This window comes from Prauserella rugosa (genome assembly GCF_000719975.1).
Classification (GTDB): Bacteria; Actinomycetota; Actinomycetes; order Mycobacteriales; family Pseudonocardiaceae; genus Prauserella; species Prauserella rugosa.
Window position 1 is genome coordinate 327,600 of the sequence record NZ_JOIJ01000001.1, and the last position, 26,554, is coordinate 354,153.

A 26,554-nucleotide genomic window follows, 5' to 3' on the forward strand; every position below is an offset into this window, starting at 1 on the left:
GCAGTGGGCGGGAATGCAGTGGGCGGGAATGCAGTGGGCGCGAATGCAGTGGGCGCAAATGCAGCGGGGCGGCAAAAGCAGCGGACGGCAAAGCAGGCAAAAACAGAGGACCGAAAAGCGGTCGCCCCGCGCGGGTACCGGCGACATAATCCGCGCTTGTGGCCAGGATGTCGTTCACTCCGTTCTCGCGGTACTGGTTGTCGTCGTTCCTGGCCGATCTCGGTGACGGCGTGCGGTTCGCCGCGTTTCCGCTGCTCGCGCTGACGGTCACCGATTCGCCCGCGGCGGTGGCGGCGGTTCCGGCCGTGCAGGGACTTCCGTGGATCGTGCTGGGGCTGGGTGTCGGGGCGCTGGTGGACCGGTGGGATCTGCGCCGCACGATGGTCGCCGTCGACGTGGTGCGGGCACTCGTGGTCGCCGGGTTGGCGCTGTCGGTGCTGACCGACACGGTGAGTCTGCCGTTGATCTTCGGCGCGGCGTTCGTGACCGGTCTGGGCGCGATGATCCGCGACACCGCGGCGGCGACGGCCGTTCCGCGGCTGGTGGGGTCGGCCGAGCTGGACAGGGCCAACGGGCGGATCGTGGCCACCCGCATCGTCGGGGACGAGCTTGCCGGGCCGGCGCTGGGTGGGTGGTTGTTCGGCGTGGCCGCGGTGTTGCCGTTCGCGTTCAACGCCAGCGGTTTCGGCATCTCGATCCTGTTGTTGCTGACGTTGCCGAGCGTGTTCGCTCCCCATACGCAGGCGTCGGGGGCAAGGACGATCGGCGGACTCGCGCGGTCGACGGGCCGCGATCTGCGGGAGGGACTGCGTTGGTTGCGGGGTGATCGCGACGTCCGCAACCTGACGATCGCCGTCGGACTGGTGGCCGTCGCCGATGGCGCGTACCTGGCGATTCTGGTGCTCTACGTGACGCAGGTGCTCGAACTGCCCGAGGCGACGTACGGCTTCCTGCTCGGGGCGGGAGCGATCGGCGGTGTGCTCGCCGGGGTGTTGTGTGCGCGGATGACGGCCAGGGCGGGCACGCGCGGCATGCTCACCGGCTCGATCGTGGTCATGGCGGGCTGCCAGCTGCTGTTGGGCCTGACCAGCCACGTCGTGTTGACGATCGTGGCTCTGACGTGCAGCAGCGCAGCGTTCGCGGCGTTCAACATCACCGCGATGACCATGCGGCAACGCCGCTCCCCTTCCGGAATGCTCGGTCGGGTCAACAGCGCATACCTGACGGTCGCGCGCAGTGCGGACGCCACGGGCGCACTGGCGGGCGGTGGACTGGCGACGGCGATCAGCATCCAGGCGCCGATCCTGCTCGGTGTGCTGCCCATGCTGGGCGCCGCTGCGCTGCTGGGCCTGCCCCGGCCTTCCCGCGGTTCGACCCCCACCGCTCCGGCCACCTGACCGCTCCACAATGTCGGCCCCGAACGCTAGTGTGAGAATCGGGGGATCCCAGGCGGCGCGAACGGTCCGTTCACGACACGGTCCTTGACGCGAACGGTCCATCCACGTCGCGGTCCATCACTCCGCCGTCGGCGGACGAGGGCAGGCGGGGGTATCGATGACGCACACGCCCGTGGACGACCTGGACATCTGCCTGCGCGCGGTCGGTGATGTCGTCGCGGGAGTCCGCGACGACCAGTGGGCGAACGAGACGCCGTGCACGCAGTGGTGTGTGCGCGACGTCGTCAACCACCTCGCCCTCGGCAGCAGGCTGTTCGCCGGACTGCTGGCGGGAAGACCCGGTTATCCCCTCGATCCGGCACACGCCGATGCGCTCGGCGACAACCCGGCCGGCAGCTACCGCGGTCACGCGACCGCCGTCGTCACCGCCTTCCGCCAACCGGGGGCGCTCGAGCAACCGCTCGCCGCCCCGGTCGGCACGATCCCCGGAGCGGTCGCGGTCCGCCTGCGCACCGTCGAGGACCTCGTGCACGGCTGGGACATCGCCGTCGCCACCGGTCAACGCGTCCACTATCCCGACGATGTCGTCGAACGCGCCCTCGCCTTCACCCGCGAACAACTCGCAGGCATGGGCAGCGGCAACGACAGCAATGGCGAGAGTGGCGAGACCCCGGACGCCCCGGACGGCGGGAACGCTCCGTTCGCGCCACCGCAACCCCACCCCGACGACGCCCCGCCGATCGACCGGCTCGTCGCCCTCCTCGGCCGCCGCCTGCCCTGATCACGGCCCCCGGCACCTCGCGGCACTCAGCGAGGCCGGGTGACCGTCAACGTCACACCGTCGGAGAGCCGGTAGGGGGCGGGTGCCACGAGGTCGCCCACCACGCGGCGGAGTCGGGACACCTCGGCGCGGGCGGTCACCACGTGCCCGTCGTCGCCGAACAGGGCGCGGCCGAGCGCAGCCGCGTCGAGTCCGCCCGGGCCGGCGTCCGCGATCAACGCCAGCACCTGCCCCTGCCGCCTCGTCAACGCCGCCGACCACGAACCGTCCCCGCCGTGCACGCGCACCACCGGATCGCCGGTGAGGTCGAGTTCGGCAACCATGGGCGTGCGGTCGCGTTCCGGCCGCAGCAGCCAGCCCTCCCCCAGACGTTCCGGGGTGCACAGCCCGAGCCCTGCCACAGCCATCGGAAGTCCCTCCCGCGGCACCGGCACCCGCGCACCCACCGCGATGCCCGACCGCACGGCGACCCAGCCGTCGTCGTCCACCACGAGCAACGGCTCGGCCGTGCCGCCCAGCACCGGCTCCGCGCTGCGCCGCAGCCGTTCCAGCCGTTGTTCGTGCAACCGCCACAGCCCGGACTCGGCCAGCCGCACCGACGTCTCGACGAGTGCACCGATCGCCGGGTGCAGCGTCAGCGCCGGGCCGCTGATGTCCACCACGCCCGCCAGTTCGCCCGTCACGGGTGAGTGCACCGGGGCGGCGCAGCAGTACCAGCGATGTTGGGCCGGCTCGAAGTGTTCGGCAGCCAGCAGCTGCACCGGCGCTGCTTCGACGAGCGCCGTGCCGACGGCGTTCGTGCCGACCGTCGCCTCGGTCCAGCGCGCCCCCTCGGTGAAGCCCAGCGCGTCGGCGTAGGCGCGCACCCGCGCCGACCCGTCCCGCCACAGGATCACGCCGTCGGCGTCGGTCACCACCACCAGGAACGGCGAGGTCTCCGCCGCATGGCGCAGCATGCGCCGCAGGTCGTCGATCACCGGTTCCAGTCCCGACCTGCGCCTGCGCAACTCCACCTCGGGCAGCGACACCACCGTGCGCTGCACCCCGGAGGTGTCGAGCCCCATGTCCAACATCCGCGACCAGGAACGCTCCACCACGTCCCGCGGCCGCACCGGCGGACGTGCCCCGGACAGCACCGCCTCGTGCACCCGCTGCATCACCCGCGCGTGCTCGGACAGATCGGCCGGGAAACCCGACAACCCCGGCAATGCCGCCTCACCGGTCACGTCAGCACCTCCTGACAGCACCTCCCGCGAAAACCCGGACGCCGGGCTCAGGCACGTGCAACGCGGCGCAACGCTGGCCGCCCGGCCACTCTGCGCGGACTGTGTATCCCACATCACACGATGAACCACGTGGCCGCAAGGGAGGGCCCTCCAATGACGCAGACCCTCGGTACGCCGCAGACCGACTCGCTGCCCAGCCCGCAGCGCAAGGCCGAGAACTGGCTGTCCGGTTTCGCCGACGCACTGGCCGCCCGCGACATCCCCCGCGCGGCGAGCATGTTCGCGGCGACGAGTTACTGGCGCGACCTCATCGCGTTCACCTGGAACATCACCACCACCGAGAACCCCGACGGCGTGGAGCGGCGCCTCGAGGCCACGCTCGGCGACGTCGACCCCACGAACTTCGCGCTCGAGGAACCGCCGGAGGAGGCCGACGGCGTCATCACCGCGTGGTTCACGTTCGAGACGGCCGTGGGCCGCGGACGGGGCCTGACCAGGCTCGTGGAGGAGGACCACGAGACGAAGGCGTGGACGTTCCTGACCGCCCTCTACGAACTCAAGGGCCACGAGGAGCCGCGGGGCACGCACCGTCCGATGGGCGCCGAGCACGGCATCAACCCCGAGCGCAAGACGTGGGCGGAGAAACGAGCCCAGGAGGAGGCCGAACTCGGCACCACCGTGCAGCCGTACGTGCTGGTCATCGGCGGCGGCCAGGGCGGGATCGCGCTCGGGGCGCGGCTGCGTCAACTCGACGTGCCCGCGCTGGTGATCGACAACCACCCGCGGCCCGGCGACCAGTGGCGTGGCCGGTACAAGTCGCTGTGCCTGCACGACCCGGTCTGGTACGACCACCTGCCCTACCTGAAGTTCCCCGACAACTGGCCGGTGTTCGCCCCGAAGGACAAGATCGCCGACTGGCTCGAGGCGTACGTCAAGATCATGGAGGTGCCCTACTGGGGCTCCACCCGCGCGACGTCGGCGACCTACGACTCCACAGCCAAGGAGTGGACCGTCGAGATCGACCGGGACGGCGAGCGCATGACGCTGCACCCGAAGCAGGTCGTGCTGGCCACCGGCATGTCCGGCAAACCGAACGTGCCCGAGCTGCCGGGGCAGGACATCTTCCGCGGCGAGCAACACCACTCCTCGCAACACCCCGGTCCGGACGCCTACGCGGGCAAACGGGTCGTGGTGATCGGCAGCAACAACTCGGCGTTCGACATCTGCGGCGCGCTGTGGGAGCACGGTGCCGACGTGACGATGGTGCAGCGCTCGTCGACGCACATCGTCAAGAGCGAGAGCCTCATGGAGATCGGCATGGGCGACCTGTACTCGGAACGCGCCCTCGCCGCGGGCGTGACCACCGAGAAGGCCGACATGATCTTCGCGTCACTGCCCTACCGGATCATGCACGAGTTCCAGATCCCGCTGTACGAGAAGATGAAGGAGCGCGACGCCGAGTTCTACGAGCGGCTCGAACGCGCGGGCTTCTGGCTCGACTTCGGCGAGGACGAATCGGGGCTGTTCCTGAAGTACCTGCGGCGCGGCTCCGGCTACTACATCGACGTCGGCGCCGCCGATCTCGTCGCGAACGGCGACGTCAAGCTCGCCCACGGGCAGGTGCAGCGGCTCACCGAGGACTCCGTCGTGCTGGCCGACGGCACCGAGCTGCCGGCCGACCTCGTCGTCTACGCCACGGGATACGGGTCCATGAACGGCTGGGCCGCCGACCTCATGGGCCAGGAGATCGCGGACAAGGTCGGCAAGGTGTGGGGCCTCGGCTCGGACACCGCCAAGGACCCCGGTCCGTGGGAGGGCGAGCAGCGCAACATGTGGAAGCCCACGAAGCAGGAGGGGTTGTGGTTCCACGGCGGCAACCTGCACCAGTCGCGGCACTACTCGCTGTACCTCGCGTTGCAGTTGAAGGCGCGGCACGTCGGCATCCCGACGCCCGTGCACGAGCCCGCCGAGGTGCACCACACCCACTGAGCCGGTAGTTCTCCCGATACCCCGCGGTGGCCCCGTGGTGACGCTGTAGCCGGCGCCACCGCGGGGCCGCCCTGTCTGCGGCCTGCGGTCCGAATGGTCGATGATGGGTGGCAAGCGCCGAGGTGAGGGAGTGAACGTGGTGGCAGCCGAGCACGACGAACCGGTCGATACCCGCACGGACGCACCCACAGACGAAGCGCCGGAGCAGCCCGCTGCCGAATCGGCCGATGCGCGCATCCGGCGCAGGCTCGGCCGGTACCGCTGGCAGGTGCTGCTCGGGTCGATGCTGGCGCTGCTGCTCGCCATGGCCGAGGCCGTGCCGACCACCGACCGGGTGCTGTGGGCGATGCTGATCGTCACGTCGGTGCAGTTCGTGTTCGTCCTGCCCGCCTCGCTCGTGCTGGCCGAGCCGAAACGGTGGGCCCACTACGTGCTGCTCGTGGCGACCCCGGTCAGCGCCGTGCTGTTCGTCGTCGCGCTGACCCAGACGGCGTGGCTCATGCTGCCCGCCAACCTGCTGATCGCCGTGGTGTTCGTACCGCTGCGCGACGCCGAGGTCCGCGCGTTCGTCCGGCGGCACGACCGCACCCTCGCCGACATCCGCGCGGGCCGCTGAGCCCGGGACCCCGACCCGACCTCGGGGTTTTTCTCCGGCGGGTTCCCGATACCGATTCGGGCCCGGTCGCCGCAGTCTGAGCGCATGGCGAACTCCCGGACCTCGCGCTCCCGCACCGCACAGCGCCCCCGGCAGACGCTGGTGTGGCTGCACGTGCTCACGTCGGTCGGCTGGATGGCGCAGGCGCTGGGCCTGCTGACTCTGCTCGCCGTCGGATTCGCCTCCGCCGACCAGGACGTGCGCATCGCCGCCACGTCGATGGCGCACGAACTCGACACCACACTGCTGGCGCCGATGGCCAACGCGAGCGCGTTCACCGGATTCGTGCTCTCGGCGGCCACGGCGTGGGGCTTTTTCCACCACTGGTGGGTGCTGGCCAAGTTCGCCATCACCGTCGTGCAGCTGAACCTCGGCATCTTCGTGTTGTCCCGGAACCTGGGCGCTGCCGCAGCCGACGCCGAGGCCGGACTCGCGGCGCCACCGCCCGGCCTGCTGGTGGGCACCGCCGTGATGGCCTCGGCGATCGCGTTCCAGGCGTGGCTGTCGGTGGCCAAACCGTGGCGGCGAACACCGTGGGCACCGCAGCAGCGGCCACCAGCGGCCGGCTCGCGCGTCTGCGTGGCCGCGGTCGCCGCACCGCTGATCGACATGGCGCTCGGCGTGCTCATGGGCTTCCCGATGCCGCTGCTGGAGATCGCCGTGTTGGTCGTGGTCCTGGTGTCCCGAACGCGGCGGCTCCGCGGTGCACGGGAAGGCAGGGCGGTGCCCACCGGGGTGACCTCCGCTGCCGGGCGCCGCGGCGCCGGAGCCACCCCCGGCTGACGGCATCCGACGTCGGGCCGCGGCAACCGCTCGCGTGGCGCCTGCCACGATAGGGGCACCGGCTGCCTCGATCCGCTGGCGCCGCGAACTTCCTGGCCTGTCGAAGGAGAGACTTGTGACGACATCGCCGCAGCGCACGGGCAGGGCCCCGGCGTGGACCAGCTACGGCGTCGACGCGGTACGCGGCGCCCTGATCGGCACCGCGGAAACCGTTCCCGGCGTCAGCGGCGGCACGGTCGCACTCGTCGTGCGCGTCTACGACACGGCCATCACCTCGGCGGGCCACCTCATCACCGGTGCCGTACGCGCCGTCACCGACGTGCCCCGCGGCAAGGGCGCCGCCAGGGCGGCCACCGAGTTCCGCTCCGTGGCGTGGCGCACGATCATCCCGCTGCTGGCGGGCATGGTCGTGGCGCTGCTCGTGATGGCCCGGTTCATGGAGGGATGGGTCGAGGACCACCCGGTTCAGACTCGGGCGCTGTTCTTCGGCATGGTGCTGGCCTCGTTGTGGGTGCCGTACTCGATGGTGGCCGGCGCGCCCCGATCGGACGGGCGGATGTCGCCGTGGACCATGCGGGACATCCTTCCGGCTGTCGTGACGGCGGTAGTGATGTACGTCGTGGTGAGCCTTCCCCCTGGCAACGTCGAAGCCTCGGCACCGGTGATCGTGATCGCGGCGGCCATCGCGATCTGCGCGCTCGTGCTGCCGGGTCTGTCCGGCTCGTTCCTCCTGCTGACGATCGGGCTCTACCAACCGACCTTGGCCGCGGTGAACGATCGCGACTTCGGCTATCTCGGCCTGTTCGCCCTCGGCGCGATCATCGGTCTGGGCTCCATCGTGAAGGTGCTGCAGTGGCTGCTTGAGCACCGCAAACGCATCACCCTCGTCATCGTGACCGGCCTGATGGCCGGAAGCCTTCGGGCGCTGTGGCCGTGGCAGAACGACGACCGCGACCTGCTTGCGCCCAGCGAGGACCTCGCACTCGCGATCATCCTGGGCATCGTCGGGTTCGCCGTGGTGGCCGCGGTGCTCGTGGTGGAGGCCAGGATGACGCGGGCGCAGGAGCGCACCACCTCGGCGTGAGCCGCTCCCCCGGGCACACCGTGCTCGCGGTCGGCGTGCCCGACCTCGACGACCACGTGCGGACGCGAACGGCGCACTACGACGCGTCGTTCGTGTCCGCCGATCCGGCTTTCGTCCACGCGCACGTGACGCTGCTGGCCCCGTGGATGGCGAACCCGACGACGTCCGATCTCGACGAGGTCGGACGGATCGCCGCGGCCACCGCACCGTTCGACATGCGATTGGCCCGCGTCGACACGTTCCCCGACGGGCTCATCCACCTGAGACCCGAACCCGAGGCGCCGCTGCGTGCCCTCACCGCCGCGCTCTCCGCGGCATTTCCGGATCATCCGCCGTACGGCGGCCGCTTCGGCGACGTGCGCCCACATCTCACGCTCGACGCCGTTGCCGACGGCATCACCCCGGAGACCGTCGCCGCCGAGCTGCGCGATCTGCTCCCCGTGCGCCAGCGCGTCGACCGCATCGACCTGCAGTGGTGGGCCAACCACGACTGCCGTGTGCTCGCCTCCTGGAAACTCGGCCAACCGGCCTGAGAATTCCGTCGGGTTGGCCGATCGGCCCGGGTACGAAGTAAGGCACAAAAAATCGGCAGGGACCGCTTTTCCCTGCCGTGCCTACAGTAAACCGCACCCCGGCTCTTGCCGCAAGACCCGGGGCGTCCCTCAGAATTCACCGGCCGCGCACAATTCACGCACCGATTCGCGCCGCCGTGCGCACGGTGGAACATCGAGGGGGAACCGCATGTCCGACAGCCGTACCGAACCGCGCTGGGTGCTGAGCCTCGACGAGGTCGACCGCGCGCGCCTCGACCGGGTCGGCGGCAAGGCCGCCCATCTCGGCGAACTGTCCACAATGGGTGGATTCGTCGTCCCGGCGGGATTCTGCGTCACCACCGACGCCTTCCGCCGTGTCGTCGAGGGGACGCAGTCGATCGCCGAGCGACTGAAGGCACTCGGCGACCTGGGACCGGACGACGCCGAGGCCGCCCGCACGCTCAGCGCCGAGCTGCGCGACAACATCGAGCAGGCGCCGATCCCCGAGGATCTGTCCACCGAGATCGCGGCTCACCTCGACGACGACGCGGCCTACGCCGTGCGTTCGAGCGCCACGGCCGAGGATCTGCCGACCGCGTCGTTCGCCGGTCAACTGGACTCGTACCTGAACGTGGTGGGGCGCGACGCCGTGCTGGAACACGTCCGGCGCTGCTGGGCGTCATTGCTGTCCGAACGGGCAGTGGCCTACCGCCTGCGCGCCACTGTCGCCAACCACGGATTCGCCAACCACGGATCCGACGACCGGGGATCCGATCACCGGGGATTCGACCGCCGGGACGTCGGCATCGCCGTCGTCGTGCAGCGCATGGTCGCCGCCGACGTCTCGGGCGTGTTGTTCACCGCCGACCCCGTCACGTCGAATCGGCGTGTCGCCACCGTGGAATCGGTCGCGGGTCTCGGGGACGCGCTCGTGTCGGGCCGGGTCAGCCCGGACGTCCACCGGGTGCGGGAAGGGACGATCGTCGACACGACGGTCGCGGGCCAGCGGCCTGCGCTGACCGACGAACAAGCGGTGCGGCTCGCGGCGGTGGGCAGGCGCATCGAGGCGCATTTCGGCGCACCGCAGGACATCGAGTGGTGCCTGGCAGACGACGAGATCCACGTCGTGCAGAGCAGGCCGATCACGACGCTGTATCCGGTTCCGGAGTCCGGCGACGGGCAGAACCACGTCTACGTGTCCGTCGGTCACCAGCAGATGATGACCGACGCCATGACTCCGCTCGGACTGTCGGTGTGGCTGATGACGACCCCGGCGCCGATGGTGCACGCCGGCGGCCGGCTGTTCGTCGACGTCACGCCGCAGCTGTCCTCGCCCGCAACCCGCGACGGCATCGTCGGCGTGCTGGGCGATTCCGACCCGCTGATCGGCGACGCACTGCGCGCGGTGATCGCCCGCGACGGGTTCCTCCCGCCGCCGCCCGCCGACGCAGAACATCCCGCCGGTCATCCCGCCGCGCCGCGGGACGGCGAACCCCTCGACGCAGATCCGGGCATCGTGGCCGAACTCGTCGCGAACAACGAGAAGTCCGTCGCGGCGCTGAAGCGCAGGATGTCTGCGACATCGGGGCCGGCGGTGTTCGACGTGGTCGCCGACGATCTCCACGAGCTGCGTCACCGCCTGGTCGGCCGGTCCACGCACCGACAGGTGATCAACACCGTGCTCGACACGACCACGTGGCTGGCCGACACGCTGGAGTCCCGGCTGGGCGAGAAGGGTGTGGTGGACACGCTCACCCAGTCGGCACCCGGCAACGTCACCTCGCAGATGGGACTGGAACTGCTGGACGTCGCCGACACGGTGCGGCCACATCCCGAGGTCGTCGAACTGCTGCGCGCCGCCGAGGCACGCGGGGACGACACGTTCCTGGACCGGCTGCCGTCGGTACCCGGCGGCTCCGAGGCGGCCACGGCGATCCGGTCCTATCTCGACCGCTACGGCATGCGGTGCGCGGGCGAGATCGACATCACCAGACCGCGCTGGAGCGAACAGCCCACCGCGCTGGTGCCTGCGATTCTCGCCCACGTGGCAGCCTTCGAACCGGGCGAGCACGCGCGGAGGTTCGAGCGCGGTCTGCGTCAGGCCGAGGAGAAACGCGACGAGGTGCTGCGGCGGCTGCGCGCCCTGCCCGGCGGCGAGGGGAAGGCCGATGAAGTCGCGCATCGGATCGACGTCCTGCGTACTTTCCTGGGCTACCGCGAGTACCCGAAGTACGGCATGGTGCGCCGTTACTTCGTCTACAAGCAGGCGTTGCTGGGCGAGGCACGGCGTCTCATGGAGGCGGGCGTGCTGGACGATCCCGAGGACGCCTTCTTCCTCACGTTCGACGAGTTCCGCGACGCCGCTCACTCGGGAACCGTGGACCACGAGGCCGTGCGCACGCGCCGCGCCGAGTTCGCGACGTTTCGCACGCTCACCCCGCCGCGCGTGCTGACCTCGGAGGGCGAGGTCGTGACGGGCAGCTACCGGCGCGAGGACGTTCCGCCGGGGGCGCTGGCCGGACTGCCGGTGTCGGCGGGTGCGGTCGAGGGACGCGCGCGCGTCGTGACCGACATGGCACACGCCGACCTGAGCGAGGGCGACATCCTGGTGACGGCCTACACCGACCCGAGCTGGACTCCGGTGTTCGTCTCGATCGCCGCGCTCGTCACGGAGGTGGGCGGGCAGATGACCCACGGTGCCGTGATCGCCCGCGAGTACGGACTGCCCGCGGTGGTCGGCGTCGAGCACGCCACCCAGCTGATCACCGACGGCAGGCGCATCCGCGTCGACGGAACCCGCGGCCACGTGCAGTTCCTCGACTAACGTGTACAGCGTGCGGGCGACTCCGGTGCAGGCATGGATGCTGTGGCGCGCGATCGCCACGGGCGGTCCCGGCCTCATCGTGCCCGACGGCGTGCTCGATCTGATGTGGCACGAGGGGCGTTTCGTCGTGGCGGGCCCGGATCGCACGGCACAGACCGTGGATGCCGCCAGTGGGGACGAAACGTGGGGACTGCGCCTCCCGCCGGGTGTCGCGCACGCCGTGTTCGGTCTCCCCGCGCGGGAACTCACCGACCTGCGCGTCGACCTGACCGACTTGTCAGCGGTGCCACCGTGTGACGACACCGCCGCTCCGGCCGTACGGCTGCGACAGGTGGCCGAGACGTTGTGGCGACGGGCCGATCCGGACGTCGGGCAGCTGCGGTTGGCTCACTCGCTCGACCGTGCCGCGCGAGCCGGAACACCGGTGCGCGAGGTCGCCGACACCCACGGCATGTCCGAACGCACCCTGCGGCGGACGTCCGACCGACTGTTCGGTTACGGGCCGAAGACCCTCGCGTCCATCCACCGCTTCCAGCACGCGTTGCGCCTCATGCGCACGGGAACGCCGGCCGCCGAGGCAGCGGCCGGCGCCGGGTACGTCGACCAGGCGCACCTCACGCGCGAGGTGCGCAGACTCGCGGGCACCACACCGCGGGAGCTCTCGGGCTGACCGTTTCGTACAAGCGGCGGACGTGCAGGACGTGCGACGGTGCGTGCCATGGGTATCGAGCAGGCACGCGCGTTCCTCACCACCCACGGACGGCAGCTGGACCGGCGTCGTTTCGACGTACTGACCGGCGGCGACGGTCACGACGTCCTCGCGGCGCTCGAGGCGTATCGCAATCCCGACGGCGGTTACGGCTGGGGCATCGAACCGGATCTGCGCGCGCCGGAGAGCCAGCCCGCGGGAGCGCTGCACGCGCTGGAGGCGATGGCCGACGCCGGGATGACAACGCCTCGGGCGAGCGAACTGCTGGATTGGCTGGCCTCGGCGACGCTCCCCGGCGGCGGACTGCCGTTCGCGTTGCCGATCTCCGACGACACCGGGTGCGCGCCGTTCTGGGCGCAGGCCGACCCGCGCGAACCGTCGTTGCAGATCACTGCGGCGGTCGCGGCGCAGGCGCACCGGGTGGCCCGGTTCGACGCCGCCATCTCCTCCCACCCGTGGCTCGCCGCGGCCACCGAGTTCTGCTTCACGGAGATCCGGGCCCTCGACGAGGCGCCGTTCGCGTACGTCCTGTCGTTCGCTCTGCAACTGCTGGACGCCGCGTCCGACACCGTGGCCGAGGCCCGAGGACTGCTGGACAAACTCGCGCGGTTCGTCCCGTCCGACGGTGCCGTTCCGGTGGAAGGTGGGGCCGAGGGCGAAACGCTGCACCTGCTGGACTTCGCACCGGAGCCCGGCCGTCCGGTGCGTGAGCTCGTCACGGCGGAAGCGGTGGCCGCCGACCTCGACCGACTGGCCCGCGGACAACGCGACGACGGCGGCTGGGCAGTCGACTTCGACAGCTACTCCCCTGCAGCCGCCCTGGAGTGGCGGGGCTACAGCACGGTCGCAGCCGTCGACGTTCTCCGGAAGAACGGACGCTGGTGACACCGCACTACGGGCGCGCCCCGGTGACCATGCCGAGTGCGAGGTCGGCGTAGAACTCGCCGAGCTGTTGCGGCGAGTCCGCTCCGTCGGAGCGGTACCAGCGCACCAGGTCGACACCGAGCGACAGCACAGCACGCACGACCCGGTGCACGTCGACGTCGGCGAACGACCGCTCCGCCACGCCCCGCTTCACCACGTCCTGGAACGTCGCCGTGGAGCGCCTGCGCAGCTCGCGGATCTCCTCGTAGTGCTGGTCGGACAGCGCGGCGAGCTCGTACTGGCACACGCGGGCCACGACGTGGTGGTGCGCGTGCCAGGCGACGAACCGGCGGACCAGCGTCCGCAGGTGTTCACGCGCATCGACGGCCGGTTCGACCTCCTCAAGCACCTCGAGTGAGCGGCGGTGTCCGGTGTGGACGATCTCGAACAGCACGTGTTCCTTCGAACGGAAGTGCACGTACAGCGCACCCGGGGAGAGTCCGACAGCGGACGTGATGTCCCGCGTGGTCGTGGCGTGGAAACCGTTCGCGGCGAAGCACCGGACCCCTGAGGTCAGGAGACTGCGAGCCACCTCGGCTCGATCCGAGTCCCACAGCTGGTCCGGCACGTCGATGCCGGACGCGGCCGCCGAATCACCGTCCATCCCCGTCTCCCTTCGGCCGAGCAGGCCGTGCTGTCCGTGCCGGCACAGCGCTGTCCGTGCAGGTACAGCCGACTGTGGCTTGCGTCATCGTCGACGCTTATCGTACTCTCCGACCAGGCTAAATGTGCGCTCAGTCAGCGTCGACCACCTGCGTTTCATGAGCCGGAAGGAGACACCAATGGAGGTGTCGTGCGCGTTCCCCACCGCCCTGGACACGCCTGACCACGTCGCTCTGGCGGAGAGACTCGGCTTTTCTCGAGCGTGGGTCTACGACACATCCCAGCAGAGTCCGGACGTGTGGATGACCCTCGCCCTGGCCGCCGAGCGCACCGAACGCATCGGACTCGGCCCCGGCGTTCTCGTACCCAGCCTGCGCCATCCGATGGTCAACGCCTCGGCGACCGCGACGCTGTGCGCGCTGGCACCGGGCCGCGTGGCGGTCGCGTTCGGCACGGGGTTCAGCGGCCGCAGAGCCATGGGCTACGGCGCGGTCACCTGGAAATTCATGGACGCCTACCTTCGCGCCTACCGCGGACTTCTGCGTGGCGAGGTCGTCGAATGGGAGGGCGCCCGCATGCGGATGCTGCATCCCGACGGGCACGCGCCCGCTCGTCCAGTCGACGTTCCGGTGCTGGTCGGCGCGCTCGGCCCCAAGGGCGGCGCGGTCGCCAAGGATCTCGGGGACGGCCTGTTCGCCACACTCCAGATCCCCGACTACGTCGGCGACTTTCCCTGGTCGGCGTATCTGCTGTGGGGAACCGTCCTCGACGATCACGAACCGGTCGACTCACCGCACGCACGCGCGGCGGGCGGCCCCGGGTGGGCACTGTCGCTGCACGGCGCGTACGAGTTCGGCGGCCCCGAGGCCGTACGCGCACTGCCCGGCGGGGACGAATGGCTCGCGGTGGTCGGGAAGGCCGGCGAGGACGAACGGCACCTGTCGGTCCACAGCGGACACTGCGTCGAACTCAACGACGCCGACGACGCCGCGTGGCGCGCGGGCGGACACTCCACCCTGCGCGACGTCACGCTGTCGGGCACGACCGACGAGGTCCGGCGCGGCCTCGACGACCTTGCCGCGCGCGGCGTCACCGAGGTCGTCTACCAGCCGTGCGGTCCGGACGTGCGCACCGAACTCGAACGCTTCCTCGACGCCGCACGCGCCTGAGCCACACACCAAGGAGGGACACATGAGCCGCAATGCCGCCGCCATCGTGACCGACATGTCCTACACCGAGTGCCCGCGTTGGCACGACGGCCGGATCTGGTTCTCCGACTTCTACACCTACGCGGTGTACTCGGCCGCCGAGGACGGCAGCGACCTGCGCGTCGAGGCCGACGTGCCGCAGCAGCCGTCCGGGATCGACTGGCTGCCGGACGGACGGCTGCTCATCGTGTCCATGCGCGACCGCAAGGTGCTGCGCCGCGAGGCCGACGGAACGCTCGTCGAGCACGCCGACCTCTCCGGCCACGTCGGCGGCCACCCGAACGACATGGTCGTCGACGACCAGGGACGGGCGTTCATCGGCGAGTTCGGGTTCGACCTCATGGGCGGCGCGCCGCTGCAGACGGCCAACCTGTTGCGCGTGGATCCGGACGGCACGGTCACGAAGGTTGCCGACGACCTGTGGTTCCCCAACGGCAGCGTGATCACCGACGACGGAACGCTGCTGGTGTGCGAGACGTTCGGCAACCGCGTCACGGCGTTCGACATCGCAGGCGACGGGAGCCTCACCGGCCGCCGGGAGTGGGCGACGTTCGGCAAGCAGCCGACCGAGGTGGAACTCGAGCCGATGCTCGCGCAGGTCGTGGTCGGGTCCGACGGCTGCTGCCTCGACGCCGAGGGCGCACTGTGGATCGCCGACGCCACGGGCGCGCGCGTGATCCGGGTGCGCGAAGGCGGCGAGATCGCCGAGGAATTCAGCACGGGGAATGGCGTATTCGCGTGCATGCTCGGCGGCGCCGACGGGCGCACGTTGTTCCTGTCCGGAGCGCCGGATTTCCACGAGGACGCACGGAAACAAGCCCGCGAAGGCGCGCTGCTCAGCACTCGCGTCGACGTCGGCCGCTCCGGACGGCCGTAGGCGTCAGTCCGGCAGGACGTCGGACTCGAGCCAGGCCGCGAAGAACTCCTCCAGTGATCGGCCCGCGTGGTGGGCGGCGAGGGAGGTGAACGCCTCGGTCGTGACGGTCGCGTGGCGGTGGGTGGACGTCCAGTCGCGCAGCAGGGCGAAGAACGTCTCGTCGCCGAGTTCGCCGCGCAACGCGTGCAGGGTCAGCGCGCCGCCCTTGTAGACGCGCTCGGCGAACATGTCCGCCACGCCGGGGTCGCCGATGCGCGGCCCACTGCCCTGCTGCGCGGGCTGGGCGCGCCAGTGCCGGGCGAGCGCATCGGCGGACTCCCCGCCCGAGGCCTCCGACCACAACCACTCCGCGTACGTGGCGAAACCCTCGTTGAGCCAGATGTGCCGCCAGTCGGCGACCGTGAGGCTGTTCCCGAACCACTGGTGTGCGAACTCGTGCACGACGAGGCGTTCGTGGGTTCGCGCGCCGTCGACGTGGCCTGCTCCGAACACGGCCATTCCCTGCGCCTCGATGGGGTCGTCGAGTTCGTCGTCGGTGACGACCACGACGTATTCGTCGAACGGGTACGGCCCGAACCACTCCTCGAGCGCGGCGCGGATGCGGGGCTGGCGGCCGAAGTCGACGAGCGCGTCGTCCCGCAGCCGGGCGGGCACGGCGATTCGTGCGACGTCGTCGAGCTCCACGTCGACGTACTGTCCGATCTGGACACTCATCAGGTAGGTGGCGGACGGTTCGTCGCGTTCGAACACCCACGTCGTCGCGCCTGCGGACCGGCGGCTGTCGACGAGCCTTCCCGTGGCCACCACGGTGTAAGGCGCGGGCACCTTGACGGCGAGGCGGTAGGCGGCCTTGTCCGAGGGGTGGTCGTTGCACGGGAACCACGTCGGGGCGCCGATCGGCTGACTGGCCACGAGGGCGCCGTCGGTCAGCTCGTCCCATCCGACGTCGCCCCATTCGCGCGACGACAGCGGCTCGGGATTGCCCGCGTAGCGGATCTCCACGGTGAACTCGGCACCGTCGGCGATGGAGCGCGCCGGTTTGATCCGCAGTTTGTTCCCTCGGTGCGTGTAGCGGGCGTTGCCGCCGGACACCTGCACACGGTTGATCTTGTACGGGGCGAGATCGAGCGTGAAGGCCGACAACGCCTGGGTCGCGACCGCGGTGATGCGCGCGGTGCCCGACAACCGGTTGGCCATGGGGCGGTACTCGAGGTCGAGGTCGTAGCGGCGAACGCGGTAGCCGCCGTTGCCGTGGGACGGCAGGTACGAGTCGCCGGAGACGTCGGCGCCGGGCGCGGGCTGGGCGGTCACTCGTCACCCCACGCCGCGATCGGGTTGCCCTGCCAGCGCGAGTCGGCGGGCACGGTGTCGCCGCGGGTGACCAGGGAGCCGGGTCCCACGGTCGTCCGGTCGCCGATGCCGCCACCCGGCAGCACGATGCCGTGCGGGCCGAGGGTGGCGCCTTCGCCGAACGCGACGGTGTCCATGCTCATGATGCGATCATGGAACAGGTGCGTCTGCACCACACACCCGCGGTTGACGGTCGCGCCGTCGCCGATGCGGATCAGGTCGGACTCGGGCAGCCAGTACGTCTCGACCCACGTGCCCTTGCCGATGCTCGCCCCCATCGTGCGCAGCCACGCGGGCAGCAGCGGCGTTCCGCCGACCCCGCCGACGAACCACGGCACGGCCAGCGTCTCGACGAACGTGTCCGCCAGTTCGGCCCGCCACACGAACGAACTCCACAGTGGAGTCTCCTGGGCGCGGAACCGGCCGACGAGCGTCCACTTGGCTGCCGTCGCCAGCGCCGCCGCGACGACACCCGCACCGAGCAGCACCACGCCGGACAACGCCGCAGCCGCCCACAGGCCCGCGGCCGACCACACGGCCAGCAGCGCCGCGGCCGTCGACACCGACAACGCCACCGAGCACATCACCGGAACCACGCGGCACAGTTCGACGACGCCGCGGGCGATCTTCAGCCTGCGGGGCGGGTCGAAGGTGCGGCTCGTGTCTCCCGTCTCGACGGCCCTTCGCAGCGGCATCGGCGGCATGCCCAGCCAGGACGAGCCCTTCTTGGCCTTCTTCGGGGTCGACGACAGCACGCCGACGAGGCCGCGTTTCGGCACGGAACGGCCGGGCGCGGTGATCCCGGAGTTGCCCAGGAACGCCTGCTTGCCGATGCGCGCGGGCGCGACGTGCAGCCAGCCGTTGCCGAGTTCGTAGGCCGCGACCATGGTGTCGTCGGCCAGGAAGGCCCCGCCGGCGATCTTGGTCATCTTCGGCACGGCCAGCACGGTCGACGCCTCGACGCCGCGTCCCACTTTGGCGCCGAGCAGCCGCAACCACACGGGCGTGAGCAGGCTCGCGTACAGCGGGAAGAGGTCGGAGCGGGCGGCGTCCATGAGCCGTTCGGTGGCCCACACCTGCCAGGCCTGCCTGCTGTGCACGGGGTGGAATCCCTCGCGCAGCCCGATGCCGAGCGCCCGCACGCCCACCAGCACGAGTGCGGCGTAGGTCGCCAGGTAGGCCAGCGTGGCAACGGGTGTGACGGCCAGCGCGGCATTCCAGGCCGCGGCGATCCCGGTCGTCCCGGTGACGGCGGCGCCGACGATCGCGACCGCGGGCAGTGCGGCCAGCGCGGGCAGCAGTCCGAGCAGGAACGACGTGACGCCGTAGACGCCTGCCCAGCGCCGGGAACGCGGCGGTTTCTTGTCCGGCCAGCGCAGACCGCCCTTCGGGTCGCTGACGGCGGGCGAGCCGGCCCAGCGACGTCCCGCGGGCACGGCTCCGCGCACCGTGGCGCCGGCCGCGACCTCGGCGCCCTTGCCGATCCGTGCGCCGGGGAACAGGGTGCTGCGGGCACCCACGCGGGCGCCCGCGCCGATGCGGATCTTGCCGACGTGCACGGTGTCGCCCTCGACCCAGTGGCCGGACAGGTCGGTCTCGGGTTCGACGGCGGCGCCCTTGCCGAGTTTGAGCAGACCGGTGACGGGCGGAGGGGCGTGCAGGTCGACGTCGTCGCCGACCCTCGCGCCGAGCAGCCGTGCGTAGTGGGTCATCCACGACGCGCCGGCGACGTCGGTGGCGCCGCTGACGTCGGCGAGCCGTTCGGCCGCCCACAGGCGCAGGTGCACGCGGCCGCCACGCGGATAACGCCCCGGTCGCAGCCCGCGCAGGAGCAGCCGGGCGCCAGCTGCGGAGATCACGATCCTGCCCGCGGGGCTGAACAGGGCCAACCAGGCGAGGCCCAGCGCCCACCACGGGACGGCCGGTGCCCACGCGACGCCTCCGAGCGCCGACAGTGCCGTCGACAGCGCGGCGGCGACCGTGGTCCAGCGCAGACCGACGACCGTCAGCAGCGGCACCGTGAGCAGGCATTGGAGGACTCGCGCCGAGGCGGGCACGGGGGCCACCTCGCCGCGTCGACGTCGGGTGCCGCCGAGGCCGTCCAGCTTCCCGGCGAGGTCACCGAGCCTCGGGTGGGTGTAGACGTCGGCGACCGACACCTCGGGGTGGCGCGTGCGGATGCGCGCGACGAGTTGTGCCGCGCTGAGGCTGCCTCCGCCGAGGCGGAAGAAGTCGGCGTCGGCGTCCCCGACCGGGACGCCGAGGATGGCCGTCCAGCCGTCGGCGAGCCAGCGTTCGGTGTCGGAGAGCGCTTCGCCGCCGCCGTCGCCGGTGGAACCGGGAGGCAGCGGCCACGGCAGTGCGGCGCGGTCGACCTTGCCGGAGGTGCGCACGGGAAGGTCGTCGACGACCGCCAACAGCGGCACCAGTGCGGCCGGCAGCTGGTCGCGCAGGCGCGCGACCGCGGCGCCGGTGTCGAACTCGCGCGCGCCGGAGCGGTCGTCGGTGTTGGTGTCGGAGCCGGTGTCGGTCTCGGCAGGCAGGACGTAGCCGACGAGCATCTGGTTGCCCGCGTCGGTGGTGCGGACGGCGGCCGCGGCACCTGCGACGCCGGGCAGAGCCTGCAGCGCGGCGTCGACCTCGCCGAGTTCGATGCGCCTGCCACCGAGTTTGACCTGTTCGTCGGCACGGCCGAGGAAGACGAGGCCGTCGGGGTCGGCGCGCACGAGGTCCCCGCTGCGGTAGGCGCGCTGCCAACCCAGGGACGGCAGCGGGGCGTACTTCTCGGCGTCCTTGTCGGGGTCGAGGTAGCGGGCGAGTCCGACGCCGCCGATGACGAGTTCGCCGGACGAGCCCATCGGCACCGGCCTGCCCTCGTCGTCGACGACGGCGAGTTCCCAGCCCAGCAGCGGCAGGCCGATGCGGACCTGGCCCTCGCCGGTGAGCTGGGCCGCGCAGGCGACGACGGTGGCCTCGGTGGGCCCGTAGGTGTTCCACGCCTCGCGGCCTTCGACGGCGACGCGGGCGGAGAGTTCGGGCGGGCACGCCTCGCCGCCGAAGATGAGCAGGCGGATGTCCTCCAACGCCTCGGCGGGCCACAGTGCGGCGAGCGTGGGCACGGTGGACACGGCGGTGATTCGCCGTTCCAGCAGCCACGGGCCCAGGTCGACGCCGGTGCGGACGAGGGAACGGGGCGCGGGCACGAGGCATGCGGCGTGGCGCCAGGCGAGCCACATCTCCTCGCAGGAGGCGTCGAACGCGACCGACAGGCCCGCGAGCACGCGGTCGCCTGGCCCGAGAGGTTCATCGGTGAGGAACAGCTGGGCCTCGGCGTCGACGAACGCGGCGGCGTTGCCGTGGGTGACGGCGACGCCCTTGGGTTTGCCGGTGGAGCCGGAGGTGAAGATGATCCAGGCGTCGTCGTCGGGGGTCGGGGTGCCCGGCGTGCCGACGCAGTCGCCGACGCGGTTCACGGCGCCGCCGTCGCCGAGTACGACGCACACGTCCGCTTCGCCGAAGACCAGGTCGGCACGTTCGTCCGGGTCGTCGGCGTCGACGGGCACGTAGGCGGCGCCTGCGGCGAGGGTGCCGAGGATCGCGATGTACAGCTCGGCGGTGCCGGACGCGATGCGGATGCCGACGCGGTCGCCCACGCCGACGCCCTCTGCGGCGAGTTTGCCGCGGACGGCGTCGACCTCGGCCAGCAGCGCCCGGTAGGTGAGGACGGTCGTGCCGTCGTCGAGGGCGGGTGCGTCACGGTGGCCGGCGGCCGTGTCGGAGAGGATGTCGAGCAGCGTGCGGGTGCTCGGTGCGGGACCGGCGCGGTAGACGGCCGGGGTGGTGTGGGCGTCGTCGGGCGTCGGTCTGGCAGGCTTGTCGATCGCGATCGTCACGAACCCTCGCAGGCGCTATCCGGGCCAGCTCCGGGTGAGACGGCCGAGAACAACCGATCAGCTTACGTGACACCCGCCGCAGGTCACGCAACGATGTCGACCAGGTCACACAACCGGGGACATGGGTGAGGCGCCCCTCGACGCGTCACATTCCCGCCCTGCGTCGTCGGATTCCCGCCCTCAGTCGTCACATTCCCGTCCTGCGTCGCCGGATTCGCACCCTCCGTGACGCGAATGGACCGTTCGCGACGTTCTCGTGGGGGACCCCCGATTTCCACATTACCGGCGAGGACCGACGAAAACGGGTCGTCGATGAGCGGCGTGGACCACTGCCGTGAAGTGTCCTCTTCGGACTGCTCGTGCTCGGGTCCGTTGCTCGGGTCCGTTGTTCGGGATCGTCAACCGGTCAGCCGGTCAGCCACCACCTGAGCGATACCGAACCGTCCGACTCCTCCGTGTCCCCCGTGTCCCCCGTGTCTCCCGTATCGCGCGGGGCGTAGCCGAGCGACCGGGCGTGCTCGGCGACGTCGGCGAAGGCCTGGCCCACGCGGCTGGGGTCGTGCGCGTCGCTGCCGAAGGTGACGCTCGGTCCGTCGACTTCACGCCACCATTCGAGGATCCGCGCGTCGAGCGGCCGTTTCGTGTTGATCTCGAGCGCTTTTCCCGACGCCGCGAGGGCACCGAGGACGGGCAGGAATCCGTCCTCGAACCGGCCCACCTCGAACGGGTCCGCCTTGGCGGGCCACGACCGCACCGGATAGTCGACGTGCGCGAGAACGTCGAACTCCACCGGCGCGGTCACCAACGCCAGCACCTCGCGCAGATACGTGCGCAGCACCTCGTCGGCATCCCACCTGGCGAACAGGCTCTCGATCATCTGCGGTGTGCCGTCGACCTCCACCGCGTGCACCGAGCCGATTACGAGATCGAACCGCCCGCGCCGCACCAGTCGTTCGACCGCCGATGGGTGCCAGTGCGGTTCGCTGACCTCGACGCCTGCGCGCACCACAAGCTGCGGATACCGCTCCCGCGCCGCGGCCACGGCCGCCACGTGTCCTTCGACGTCCAGTTCGGACGGACGTACCACGCCGTCGTCGCCGAGCCGTTCGGTGAAGTGCGGCGGCATCCGGGCGTGCAGGTGCTCCGGCATGAACCAGGCCGTGAGGTCGGCGTGGTCGGTGAACACGACGCCGGGAATCCCCACGGCGACGGCACGGTCACACGCCCCGTCAACCGAGCCCTCCGGCGCGTCCCACGACCACTCGGAATGCACGTGACAGTCGACAGGAAGATCCGCGCTCATGCCCCACCTCGGTCGTCAGGTCCGCCGGCCGCCCGGCACCGTCGCCCGGCGAGGCCGCCGACCGTACCGCTCGCCGTCCGGCGCGGCGAGGGTTCGGTCCAGGACATGAAGGCGGGCCCCGCGCGAGGGGGAGGTGCGCAGGGCCCGCACCACGCAGGGTACGGAGTGATCGGTGATCGCGCCGTGAGGTGAGCGGCCCGTTGCCGGCTCGTGTCCGCAATGTGGCGTGGCGTTGCTCCGTTCGCCGGGACGGGTTCGGCCGCCCGCGGGAAAACGAGGCGACGCACCACGTCCCGCCGGCGCAGAATCGGCGTCATGGTCAGCCGGTTCACCGAACTCGCCGTCGACTGCGCCGATCCGGCGGGGTTGGCGCGCTTCTGGTGCGACGTCCTCGGTTACACGGTGCGCGAGGCGGAGGTCGGCCTCGTCACCATCGGCGATCCCTCCGACCGGGCCGCACCGGTGCTGACGTTCGCACGCGTGCCCGAGGCGAAAACCGTCAAGAACCGCGTGCACCTGGACGTCAACCCCGTCGACCGTGATCAGGACGCCGAGGTGCGCAGACTCCTCGATCTGGGCGCGCGGCGCGTCGACGTCGGGCAGGGCGACGAGAACTGGGTGGTGCTCAGCGATCCGGAGGGCAACGAGTTCTGCGTACTCGCCACCCGCAGGCCCTGACGGCTCAACGGTTGCTGACGGCGCGTTCGACGGCGGCGAGGTAGTCGTCCATCGCCTCGACGGGAGTGCCGTTCGGCATCAGCAGATCCCGCTGACCCCGCGTGAGTTCGAGCTGGACACCCTTGCCGCGGTCGTTGCGGTTGGCGATGTTGTCCGGGTTCTCGCCTGCGAGGTGGTCGGGCACCTCGCTGGGCACGTCGAACCCCTCCTCGCGCAGTTCGTCGCGCACCGCGTCGCGCAGCTCGGTGTCCAGACCACCGACGTACGTCTTGGCCTCGTCGCCGGCGGCGCCGTGCCACGAGATCGTGTAGTCGGAGTTCTCGACGACCTCGACGGTCCTCGGCTCGTCGAAATTGGTCGACGTGATGTGCAGGACGCTGTTACCGGACGGCTTGATCCCCTCGAACGTGGCGAACGCGTGGCCGCCGAGTTCGGCCGCGTGGTCGGCAAGCTCGGTGGTGGGCCGTTCGATGCCGCCGCCGTGGATGGCGATGTGAGCGACGTCGGTGTCCCCGGAACGCGTGGACCGCTGGTAGTCGACGCCCTCGGTCTCGTTGGCGGCGAGTTCGGCGTAGCTGGAGTAGGTGTCCTCGGCCGCGGCCGTTGCAGCGAACGTCGGAACCGCCAGCAAGGTCGCAGCTGCCACGGTCGCGGTCCTGATCTTCATGGGTGCCCCTCCAGGCCGGTACAGGTCGATGGGACGCATCGTATGCGGCATACCCGCCCCCGCCCCTCCGACGAACGTCGGTTCCCTGCGGCGGCGCAGGTCAGGCCGCGCGCCCGTTCGCTAGTCCTGCTGGTGTTCCTCGTTCCGTTCCCTGCGACGGGCGCGCTCGCGGTATCCGTACGCGACCTGGCGCACGACCTCGTCCGATTCGAGGCTCGAGCCCACCGCGCCCGCGAGCATGCCCATGCTCGTGAAGCCCCACGCCAGGGTCAGATACACCGTGACGTCCGAACTGGACCCGAGCGTGCTGGTCAACAGCTCGGGCGGGACGAGGAACTCGGCCAGGCCGAAGTTGACGGCGAACAGCACGACGTACAGCATCACGACGCCCGTCAGCACCGTCAGTACGGTCGTCGTGTTGTACAGCGGAACGAGTTTGCGGAAGCTGCCCTCACGGTTCTTCGACCGTTCCCACAGGCCGTGCCCGAGGATCAGCCAGGTGGTGAGCACCGCGACCGAGAGCACCCCGCCGAGAATGCGACTGCCCGGCGGCAGCAGATAACCGATCTCCCAGATCGTGGTCGACGACAGGCCGAACGCGCTCGTGGCCAGTGCCGCCGCGAGCGCACTCGACAGTCCGAAGATCACCCGCCACGGCCGGTTCGACAGCACCATCCCCCACAGCACGCGCGGCCACCCGAGGAACCGGCTGAGGGGGTAACGGACCTCGCTGCCCTCGTCGTCGATGTCCGCCCTGGCCACGGCGGGCGACGATTCGGTGACCTGGTCGGTGTCCCGGTGTTCCTGAAGAAGCTCGCGGACGAGCACCTCGGAGATCTGCCGCAGCGGCTTGCGGTGGCGGAACCCGAGCGCCGGCATCGACACCACGGCGAGCCCTCGTTCACGGCTGCATTCGGCCAGCAACGGACGTGACTGCAGAAGCAGGGGAAGGTCGGTCACGCAGATCGCGTAGCGCCACTGCTCACGATCGCGGTACTGCTCGAGGGCCTCGAACAGTTCGCTCGTCTCGGCCGCGCCGGCGGCGATGGGATCGGAGACGACCTGCACCTGCCAGTCCTCACCGGTGCGGTCGCCGAGCCACTGGGTGAGCTCGTCGGCAATGAGGGATCCTGCGTCGACGGGCAGATCGGGATCGGCAACCACGCCGATCACGACCACCTGCCCTCCCGGGTGCTCGTCCCGTCCCAGACGCTCCTGAGCCTCCGGGTCCTCAGCCGGATCGGTACCGACGTCGGTGGTGTCGTCGGCGGCCGCCTGTTCCTCGCCTGTGTTCGAATCGTCGCCGGTGTTCGAATCGTCGTCGGGTTCCGATTCGGACTGCGCGCGTTCCGTCATGGCCGGACCGTACCCACCACGGGGCGACACGTAATCAAGGCCGAATCCCGCCTCGCCATGGAACTCGCCGTAGAAAAGGACACACCAGGCGTTTCACCCGACCGTCAGGAACTCGGCCACACCTTCCACGGGGATCGAGCCGCTACCCATGCAAAAGGGCGGGGTGTTCCGCGCGACTTCCGCGAAACACCCCGCCCTTGTCGGGTGGAGCTGAGGGGAATCGAACCCCTGACCTCCGCCTTGCAAAAGCGGCGCTCTACCAATTGAGCTACAGCCCCTGGGTCCGTGAGCTCGGCTCACGAACGCCGGTCAGTTGTGGTTGGCTCCGGTCGCCGCCGGCGCGCTGCCGTTGAGGGACACCCCGTTGACCTGGTTGTCGCTCGGCGCCGTCGCCTCGCGCCACAGGTCGGCCTCCGCCTTCGCGTCCTTGTTCCGCTTGATCACGAAGAACACGCCACCTGCGACCACGGCGAACGCCAACAGCTTCTTCACGGTCGAGGCCCTCCCTCTGGCACGACTGACCCTGCCGACCCGATGTTACTGCACCCGACCAGGCCCGGTTTACGCGGTAGGCCTCTCGGGCAGCCGAAGGGGCGACCAGGCACGACGTGAGGCGTAGGAGGTTCGGATGACGAACAGGGACGAGCAGCAGGAAGGCCTCAAGGGTGCCGTCGAGGACGTGAAGGGTCGCGTGAAGGAAGCCGCCGGCTCGCTCCTCGGCCAGGACTCGATGCAGCGCGAAGGCAGCGCGCAGCAGGAGAAGGCACAGGCCCAGCAGGAAGTCGCCGAGAAGGAAGCCCAGGCCAAGGAAGCCGAACGCAAGGCAGGCAGCTCCGAGGCCCGCGAGCGTTCCCACCAGGAGTGACACCTCCAAGATCGCGGGTGGTTCCACGTGGAACCACCCGCGATCTTCGTGCGCGGCGGCCTTGTCGCCCCCCTCGCCTCTTGCCGGCTCCAATTCGAGACATCTAATATCCAGGTTGTGCGGATGAACGAGGGTGTCGAATGGGCCACCCACACGTGCCTGAACCTGGCGTGGCTCGGCGACGAGCGCGCGGTGCCCGCCGCCCGGCTCGCCGCGTTCTACGAACTTCCCGCCGCCTACCTCAACAAACAGCTCCAGGCCCTGGCTCGTGCGGGCATCCTCACGTCCGTCTCGGGACCGCGCGGTGGCTTCCGGCTCGCCAAGGCGCCCGATCAGGTCACGCTCATGGACGTCGTCACCGCCATCGACGGGCCCGACCCCGCGTTCCGGTGCACCGAGATCCGGCTCCGTGGGGGATCCAGCTCCGGCACCACGCGTTACCGCACGCCGTGCGCCATCGACACGGCCATGCGCAAGGCCGAACTCGCCTGGCGTCGCGAACTCGCCGCGCAGACCCTCGCCGACGTCATGACCACCGTCGAAGCCACCAACCCCGGCGTCCCCGACAAGGTGCGGCGCTGGTTCGACGACACCCACTGAGGCGCGAACACACCGGCGAGGCCGCGACCCGCATCGCCGACAACCCGCACGGCGTGCCCGACGACGTGTGGGACGAAGCCCGCAAGCACTACGACGACAACGAACTGGCGGCACTGACGATGGCGATCGCGGTGATCAACGCGTGGAACCGCATCAATGTCACCAACCGCACCGTGCCCGGCAGTTACAAGCCGTAGGTCGGGCTCAACCCACTCCTGGGCACACCGCAGCGCCCAGGAGTGGGCAGCT

At 70.7% G+C, this 26,554-nt stretch carries 24 protein-coding genes and 1 tRNA gene; 16 read left to right on the forward strand and 9 right to left on the reverse strand.

Annotation, left to right across the window (positions count from 1 at the left end):
• The first annotated feature begins 167 nt into the window (after positions 1 to 167).
• Positions 168 to 1,397: an MFS transporter gene (locus tag IF64_RS0101625; protein ID WP_030530168.1), complete on the forward strand. Its 1,230-nt coding sequence runs from the start codon at positions 168 to 170 to the stop codon at positions 1,395 to 1,397.
• A 157-nt stretch (positions 1,398 to 1,554) separates the two neighbouring features.
• Positions 1,555 to 2,178: a TIGR03086 family metal-binding protein gene (locus IF64_RS0101630; protein WP_036875521.1), complete on the forward strand. Its 624-nt coding sequence runs from the start codon at positions 1,555 to 1,557 to the stop codon at positions 2,176 to 2,178.
• Between the two features lie 26 nt (positions 2,179 to 2,204).
• On the opposite strand, the gene IF64_RS0101635 is transcribed toward IF64_RS0101630, so the two are convergent.
• Complete coding sequence (locus tag IF64_RS0101635) at positions 2,205 to 3,404, reverse strand: sigma-54-dependent transcriptional regulator family protein (RefSeq protein ID WP_246134812.1); 1,200 nt, start codon at positions 3,402 to 3,404, stop codon at positions 2,205 to 2,207.
• A 153-nt stretch (positions 3,405 to 3,557) separates the two neighbouring features.
• On the opposite strand from IF64_RS0101635, the gene IF64_RS0101640 reads away from it, so the two are divergent.
• The 8 genes from IF64_RS0101640 to IF64_RS0101675 all read left to right on the forward strand — a co-directional run bounded on the left by IF64_RS0101640 (position 3,558) and on the right by IF64_RS0101675 (position 12,866).
• On the forward strand, positions 3,558 to 5,393 hold the full coding sequence (locus IF64_RS0101640) for a flavin-containing monooxygenase (protein WP_030530171.1): 1,836 nt from the start codon (positions 3,558 to 3,560) through the stop codon (positions 5,391 to 5,393).
• Positions 5,394 to 5,523: 130 nt separating this feature from the next.
• Positions 5,524 to 6,009 (forward strand): hypothetical protein, encoded by a 486-nt coding sequence (locus tag IF64_RS0101645; RefSeq protein ID WP_030530172.1) that lies wholly within the window; start codon positions 5,524 to 5,526, stop codon positions 6,007 to 6,009.
• Positions 6,010 to 6,093: 84 nt separating this feature from the next.
• A complete protein-coding gene (locus IF64_RS25095) occupies positions 6,094 to 6,831 on the forward strand; it encodes a hypothetical protein (protein ID WP_051757376.1) in 738 nt (245 codons plus the stop codon).
• A 115-nt stretch (positions 6,832 to 6,946) separates the two neighbouring features.
• Positions 6,947 to 7,915: a DUF368 domain-containing protein gene (locus tag IF64_RS0101655; protein WP_030530174.1), complete on the forward strand. Its 969-nt coding sequence runs from the start codon at positions 6,947 to 6,949 to the stop codon at positions 7,913 to 7,915.
• Positions 7,912 to 8,448 (forward strand): 2'-5' RNA ligase family protein, encoded by a 537-nt coding sequence (locus tag IF64_RS0101660; protein WP_030530175.1) that lies wholly within the window; start codon positions 7,912 to 7,914, stop codon positions 8,446 to 8,448. The genes IF64_RS0101655 and IF64_RS0101660 overlap by 4 nt, the downstream gene beginning before the upstream one ends.
• A 208-nt stretch (positions 8,449 to 8,656) precedes the next feature.
• A complete protein-coding gene (locus IF64_RS0101665; protein ID WP_030530176.1) occupies positions 8,657 to 11,272 on the forward strand; it encodes a phosphoenolpyruvate synthase in 2,616 nt (871 codons plus the stop codon).
• 10 nt (positions 11,273 to 11,282) lie between these two features.
• On the forward strand, positions 11,283 to 11,942 hold the full coding sequence (locus tag IF64_RS0101670; RefSeq protein ID WP_211252500.1) for a helix-turn-helix domain-containing protein: 660 nt from the start codon (positions 11,283 to 11,285) through the stop codon (positions 11,940 to 11,942).
• A 48-nt stretch (positions 11,943 to 11,990) separates the two neighbouring features.
• On the forward strand, positions 11,991 to 12,866 hold the full coding sequence (locus IF64_RS0101675) for a hypothetical protein (RefSeq protein WP_030530178.1): 876 nt from the start codon (positions 11,991 to 11,993) through the stop codon (positions 12,864 to 12,866).
• A 7-nt stretch (positions 12,867 to 12,873) separates the two neighbouring features.
• Here the strand turns inward: IF64_RS0101675 and IF64_RS0101680 are convergent, their stop codons facing one another.
• A complete protein-coding gene (locus IF64_RS0101680) occupies positions 12,874 to 13,509 on the reverse strand; it encodes a TetR/AcrR family transcriptional regulator (protein ID WP_030530179.1) in 636 nt (211 codons plus the stop codon).
• A 178-nt stretch (positions 13,510 to 13,687) separates the two neighbouring features.
• On the opposite strand from IF64_RS0101680, the gene IF64_RS0101685 reads away from it, so the two are divergent.
• On the forward strand, positions 13,688 to 14,677 hold the full coding sequence (locus IF64_RS0101685; protein WP_030530180.1) for an LLM class flavin-dependent oxidoreductase: 990 nt from the start codon (positions 13,688 to 13,690) through the stop codon (positions 14,675 to 14,677).
• A 22-nt stretch (positions 14,678 to 14,699) separates the two neighbouring features.
• Complete coding sequence (locus tag IF64_RS0101690; RefSeq protein WP_030530181.1) at positions 14,700 to 15,593, forward strand: SMP-30/gluconolactonase/LRE family protein; 894 nt, start codon at positions 14,700 to 14,702, stop codon at positions 15,591 to 15,593.
• 3 nt (positions 15,594 to 15,596) lie between these two features.
• On the opposite strand, the gene IF64_RS0101695 is transcribed toward IF64_RS0101690, so the two are convergent.
• The 3 genes from IF64_RS0101695 to IF64_RS0101705 all read right to left on the reverse strand — a co-directional run bounded on the left by IF64_RS0101695 (position 15,597) and on the right by IF64_RS0101705 (position 22,139).
• A complete protein-coding gene (locus tag IF64_RS0101695; RefSeq protein WP_030530182.1) occupies positions 15,597 to 16,904 on the reverse strand; it encodes a M1 family metallopeptidase in 1,308 nt (435 codons plus the stop codon).
• Positions 16,901 to 20,836 (reverse strand): Pls/PosA family non-ribosomal peptide synthetase, encoded by a 3,936-nt coding sequence (locus IF64_RS0101700; protein WP_051757377.1) that lies wholly within the window; start codon positions 20,834 to 20,836, stop codon positions 16,901 to 16,903. The genes IF64_RS0101695 and IF64_RS0101700 overlap by 4 nt, the downstream gene beginning before the upstream one ends.
• Before the next feature lie 406 nt (positions 20,837 to 21,242).
• A complete protein-coding gene (locus IF64_RS0101705) occupies positions 21,243 to 22,139 on the reverse strand; it encodes a PHP domain-containing protein (protein ID WP_051757378.1) in 897 nt (298 codons plus the stop codon).
• Positions 22,140 to 22,454: 315 nt separating this feature from the next.
• Here IF64_RS0101705 and IF64_RS0101710 point away from each other — a divergent pair, with 315 nt between their 5' ends.
• Positions 22,455 to 22,817, forward strand: coding sequence for a VOC family protein (locus tag IF64_RS0101710; RefSeq protein ID WP_030530185.1), 363 nt, complete (start codon positions 22,455 to 22,457; stop codon positions 22,815 to 22,817).
• A 4-nt stretch (positions 22,818 to 22,821) separates the two neighbouring features.
• Here IF64_RS0101710 and IF64_RS0101715 read toward each other — a convergent pair whose 3' ends face one another.
• The 4 genes from IF64_RS0101715 to IF64_RS0101730 form a co-directional block, all read right to left on the reverse strand.
• Positions 22,822 to 23,484 carry a poly-gamma-glutamate hydrolase family protein gene (locus tag IF64_RS0101715; RefSeq protein ID WP_051757379.1) on the reverse strand — a complete coding sequence of 221 codons (663 nt, stop codon included), beginning with the start codon at positions 23,482 to 23,484 and terminating at the stop codon, positions 22,822 to 22,824.
• A gap of 120 nt (positions 23,485 to 23,604) precedes the next feature.
• Positions 23,605 to 24,840 (reverse strand): hypothetical protein, encoded by a 1,236-nt coding sequence (locus IF64_RS0101720; protein WP_246134811.1) that lies wholly within the window; start codon positions 24,838 to 24,840, stop codon positions 23,605 to 23,607.
• Positions 24,841 to 25,045: 205 nt separating this feature from the next.
• A tRNA-Ala gene (locus IF64_RS0101725) sits at positions 25,046 to 25,118 on the reverse strand.
• Positions 25,119 to 25,149: 31 nt separating this feature from the next.
• The gene (locus IF64_RS0101730; RefSeq protein ID WP_030530188.1) at positions 25,150 to 25,332 is read right to left on the reverse strand and encodes a DLW-39 family protein; all 183 of its coding nucleotides are present in this window, start codon (positions 25,330 to 25,332) and stop codon (positions 25,150 to 25,152) included.
• A 136-nt stretch (positions 25,333 to 25,468) separates the two neighbouring features.
• On the opposite strand from IF64_RS0101730, the gene mbp1 reads away from it, so the two are divergent.
• The 3 genes from mbp1 to IF64_RS26965 all read left to right on the forward strand — a co-directional run bounded on the left by mbp1 (position 25,469) and on the right by IF64_RS26965 (position 26,502).
• Positions 25,469 to 25,705, forward strand: a complete 237-nt coding sequence (gene mbp1 / locus IF64_RS0101735) for a microaggregate-binding protein 1 (RefSeq protein ID WP_030530189.1) — start codon at positions 25,469 to 25,471, stop codon at positions 25,703 to 25,705.
• 117 nt (positions 25,706 to 25,822) lie between these two features.
• Positions 25,823 to 26,305: an RrF2 family transcriptional regulator gene (locus tag IF64_RS0101740; protein ID WP_145600546.1), complete on the forward strand. Its 483-nt coding sequence runs from the start codon at positions 25,823 to 25,825 to the stop codon at positions 26,303 to 26,305.
• A gap of 53 nt (positions 26,306 to 26,358) precedes the next feature.
• Complete coding sequence (locus IF64_RS26965) at positions 26,359 to 26,502, forward strand: carboxymuconolactone decarboxylase family protein (protein ID WP_157575498.1); 144 nt, start codon at positions 26,359 to 26,361, stop codon at positions 26,500 to 26,502.
• The last annotated feature ends 52 nt before the right edge of the window (positions 26,503 to 26,554 follow it).

Coding starts and splice junctions, on each gene's coding strand:
- IF64_RS0101690 (WP_030530181.1), top strand. CDS start 14,700: ATGAGCCGCAATGCCGCCGCCATCGTGACCGACATGTCCTACACCGAG.
- IF64_RS0101640 (WP_030530171.1), top strand. CDS start 3,558: ATGACGCAGACCCTCGGTACGCCGCAGACCGACTCGCTGCCCAGCCCG.
- IF64_RS0101685 (WP_030530180.1), top strand. CDS start 13,688: ATGGAGGTGTCGTGCGCGTTCCCCACCGCCCTGGACACGCCTGACCAC.
- IF64_RS0101675 (WP_030530178.1), top strand. CDS start 11,991: ATGGGTATCGAGCAGGCACGCGCGTTCCTCACCACCCACGGACGGCAG.
- mbp1 (WP_030530189.1), top strand. CDS start 25,469: ATGACGAACAGGGACGAGCAGCAGGAAGGCCTCAAGGGTGCCGTCGAG.
- IF64_RS0101630 (WP_036875521.1), top strand. CDS start 1,555: ATGACGCACACGCCCGTGGACGACCTGGACATCTGCCTGCGCGCGGTC.
- IF64_RS0101680 (WP_030530179.1), bottom strand. CDS start 13,509: ATGGACGGTGATTCGGCGGCCGCGTCCGGCATCGACGTGCCGGACCAG.
- IF64_RS0101625 (WP_030530168.1), top strand. CDS start 168: ATGTCGTTCACTCCGTTCTCGCGGTACTGGTTGTCGTCGTTCCTGGCC.
- IF64_RS0101710 (WP_030530185.1), top strand. CDS start 22,455: ATGGTCAGCCGGTTCACCGAACTCGCCGTCGACTGCGCCGATCCGGCG.
- IF64_RS0101705 (WP_051757378.1), bottom strand. CDS start 22,139: ATGAGCGCGGATCTTCCTGTCGACTGTCACGTGCATTCCGAGTGGTCG.
- IF64_RS0101715 (WP_051757379.1), bottom strand. CDS start 23,484: ATGAAGATCAGGACCGCGACCGTGGCAGCTGCGACCTTGCTGGCGGTT.
- IF64_RS0101720 (WP_246134811.1), bottom strand. CDS start 24,840: ATGACGGAACGCGCGCAGTCCGAATCGGAACCCGACGACGATTCGAAC.
- IF64_RS0101665 (WP_030530176.1), top strand. CDS start 8,657: ATGTCCGACAGCCGTACCGAACCGCGCTGGGTGCTGAGCCTCGACGAG.
- IF64_RS25095 (WP_051757376.1), top strand. CDS start 6,094: ATGGCGAACTCCCGGACCTCGCGCTCCCGCACCGCACAGCGCCCCCGG.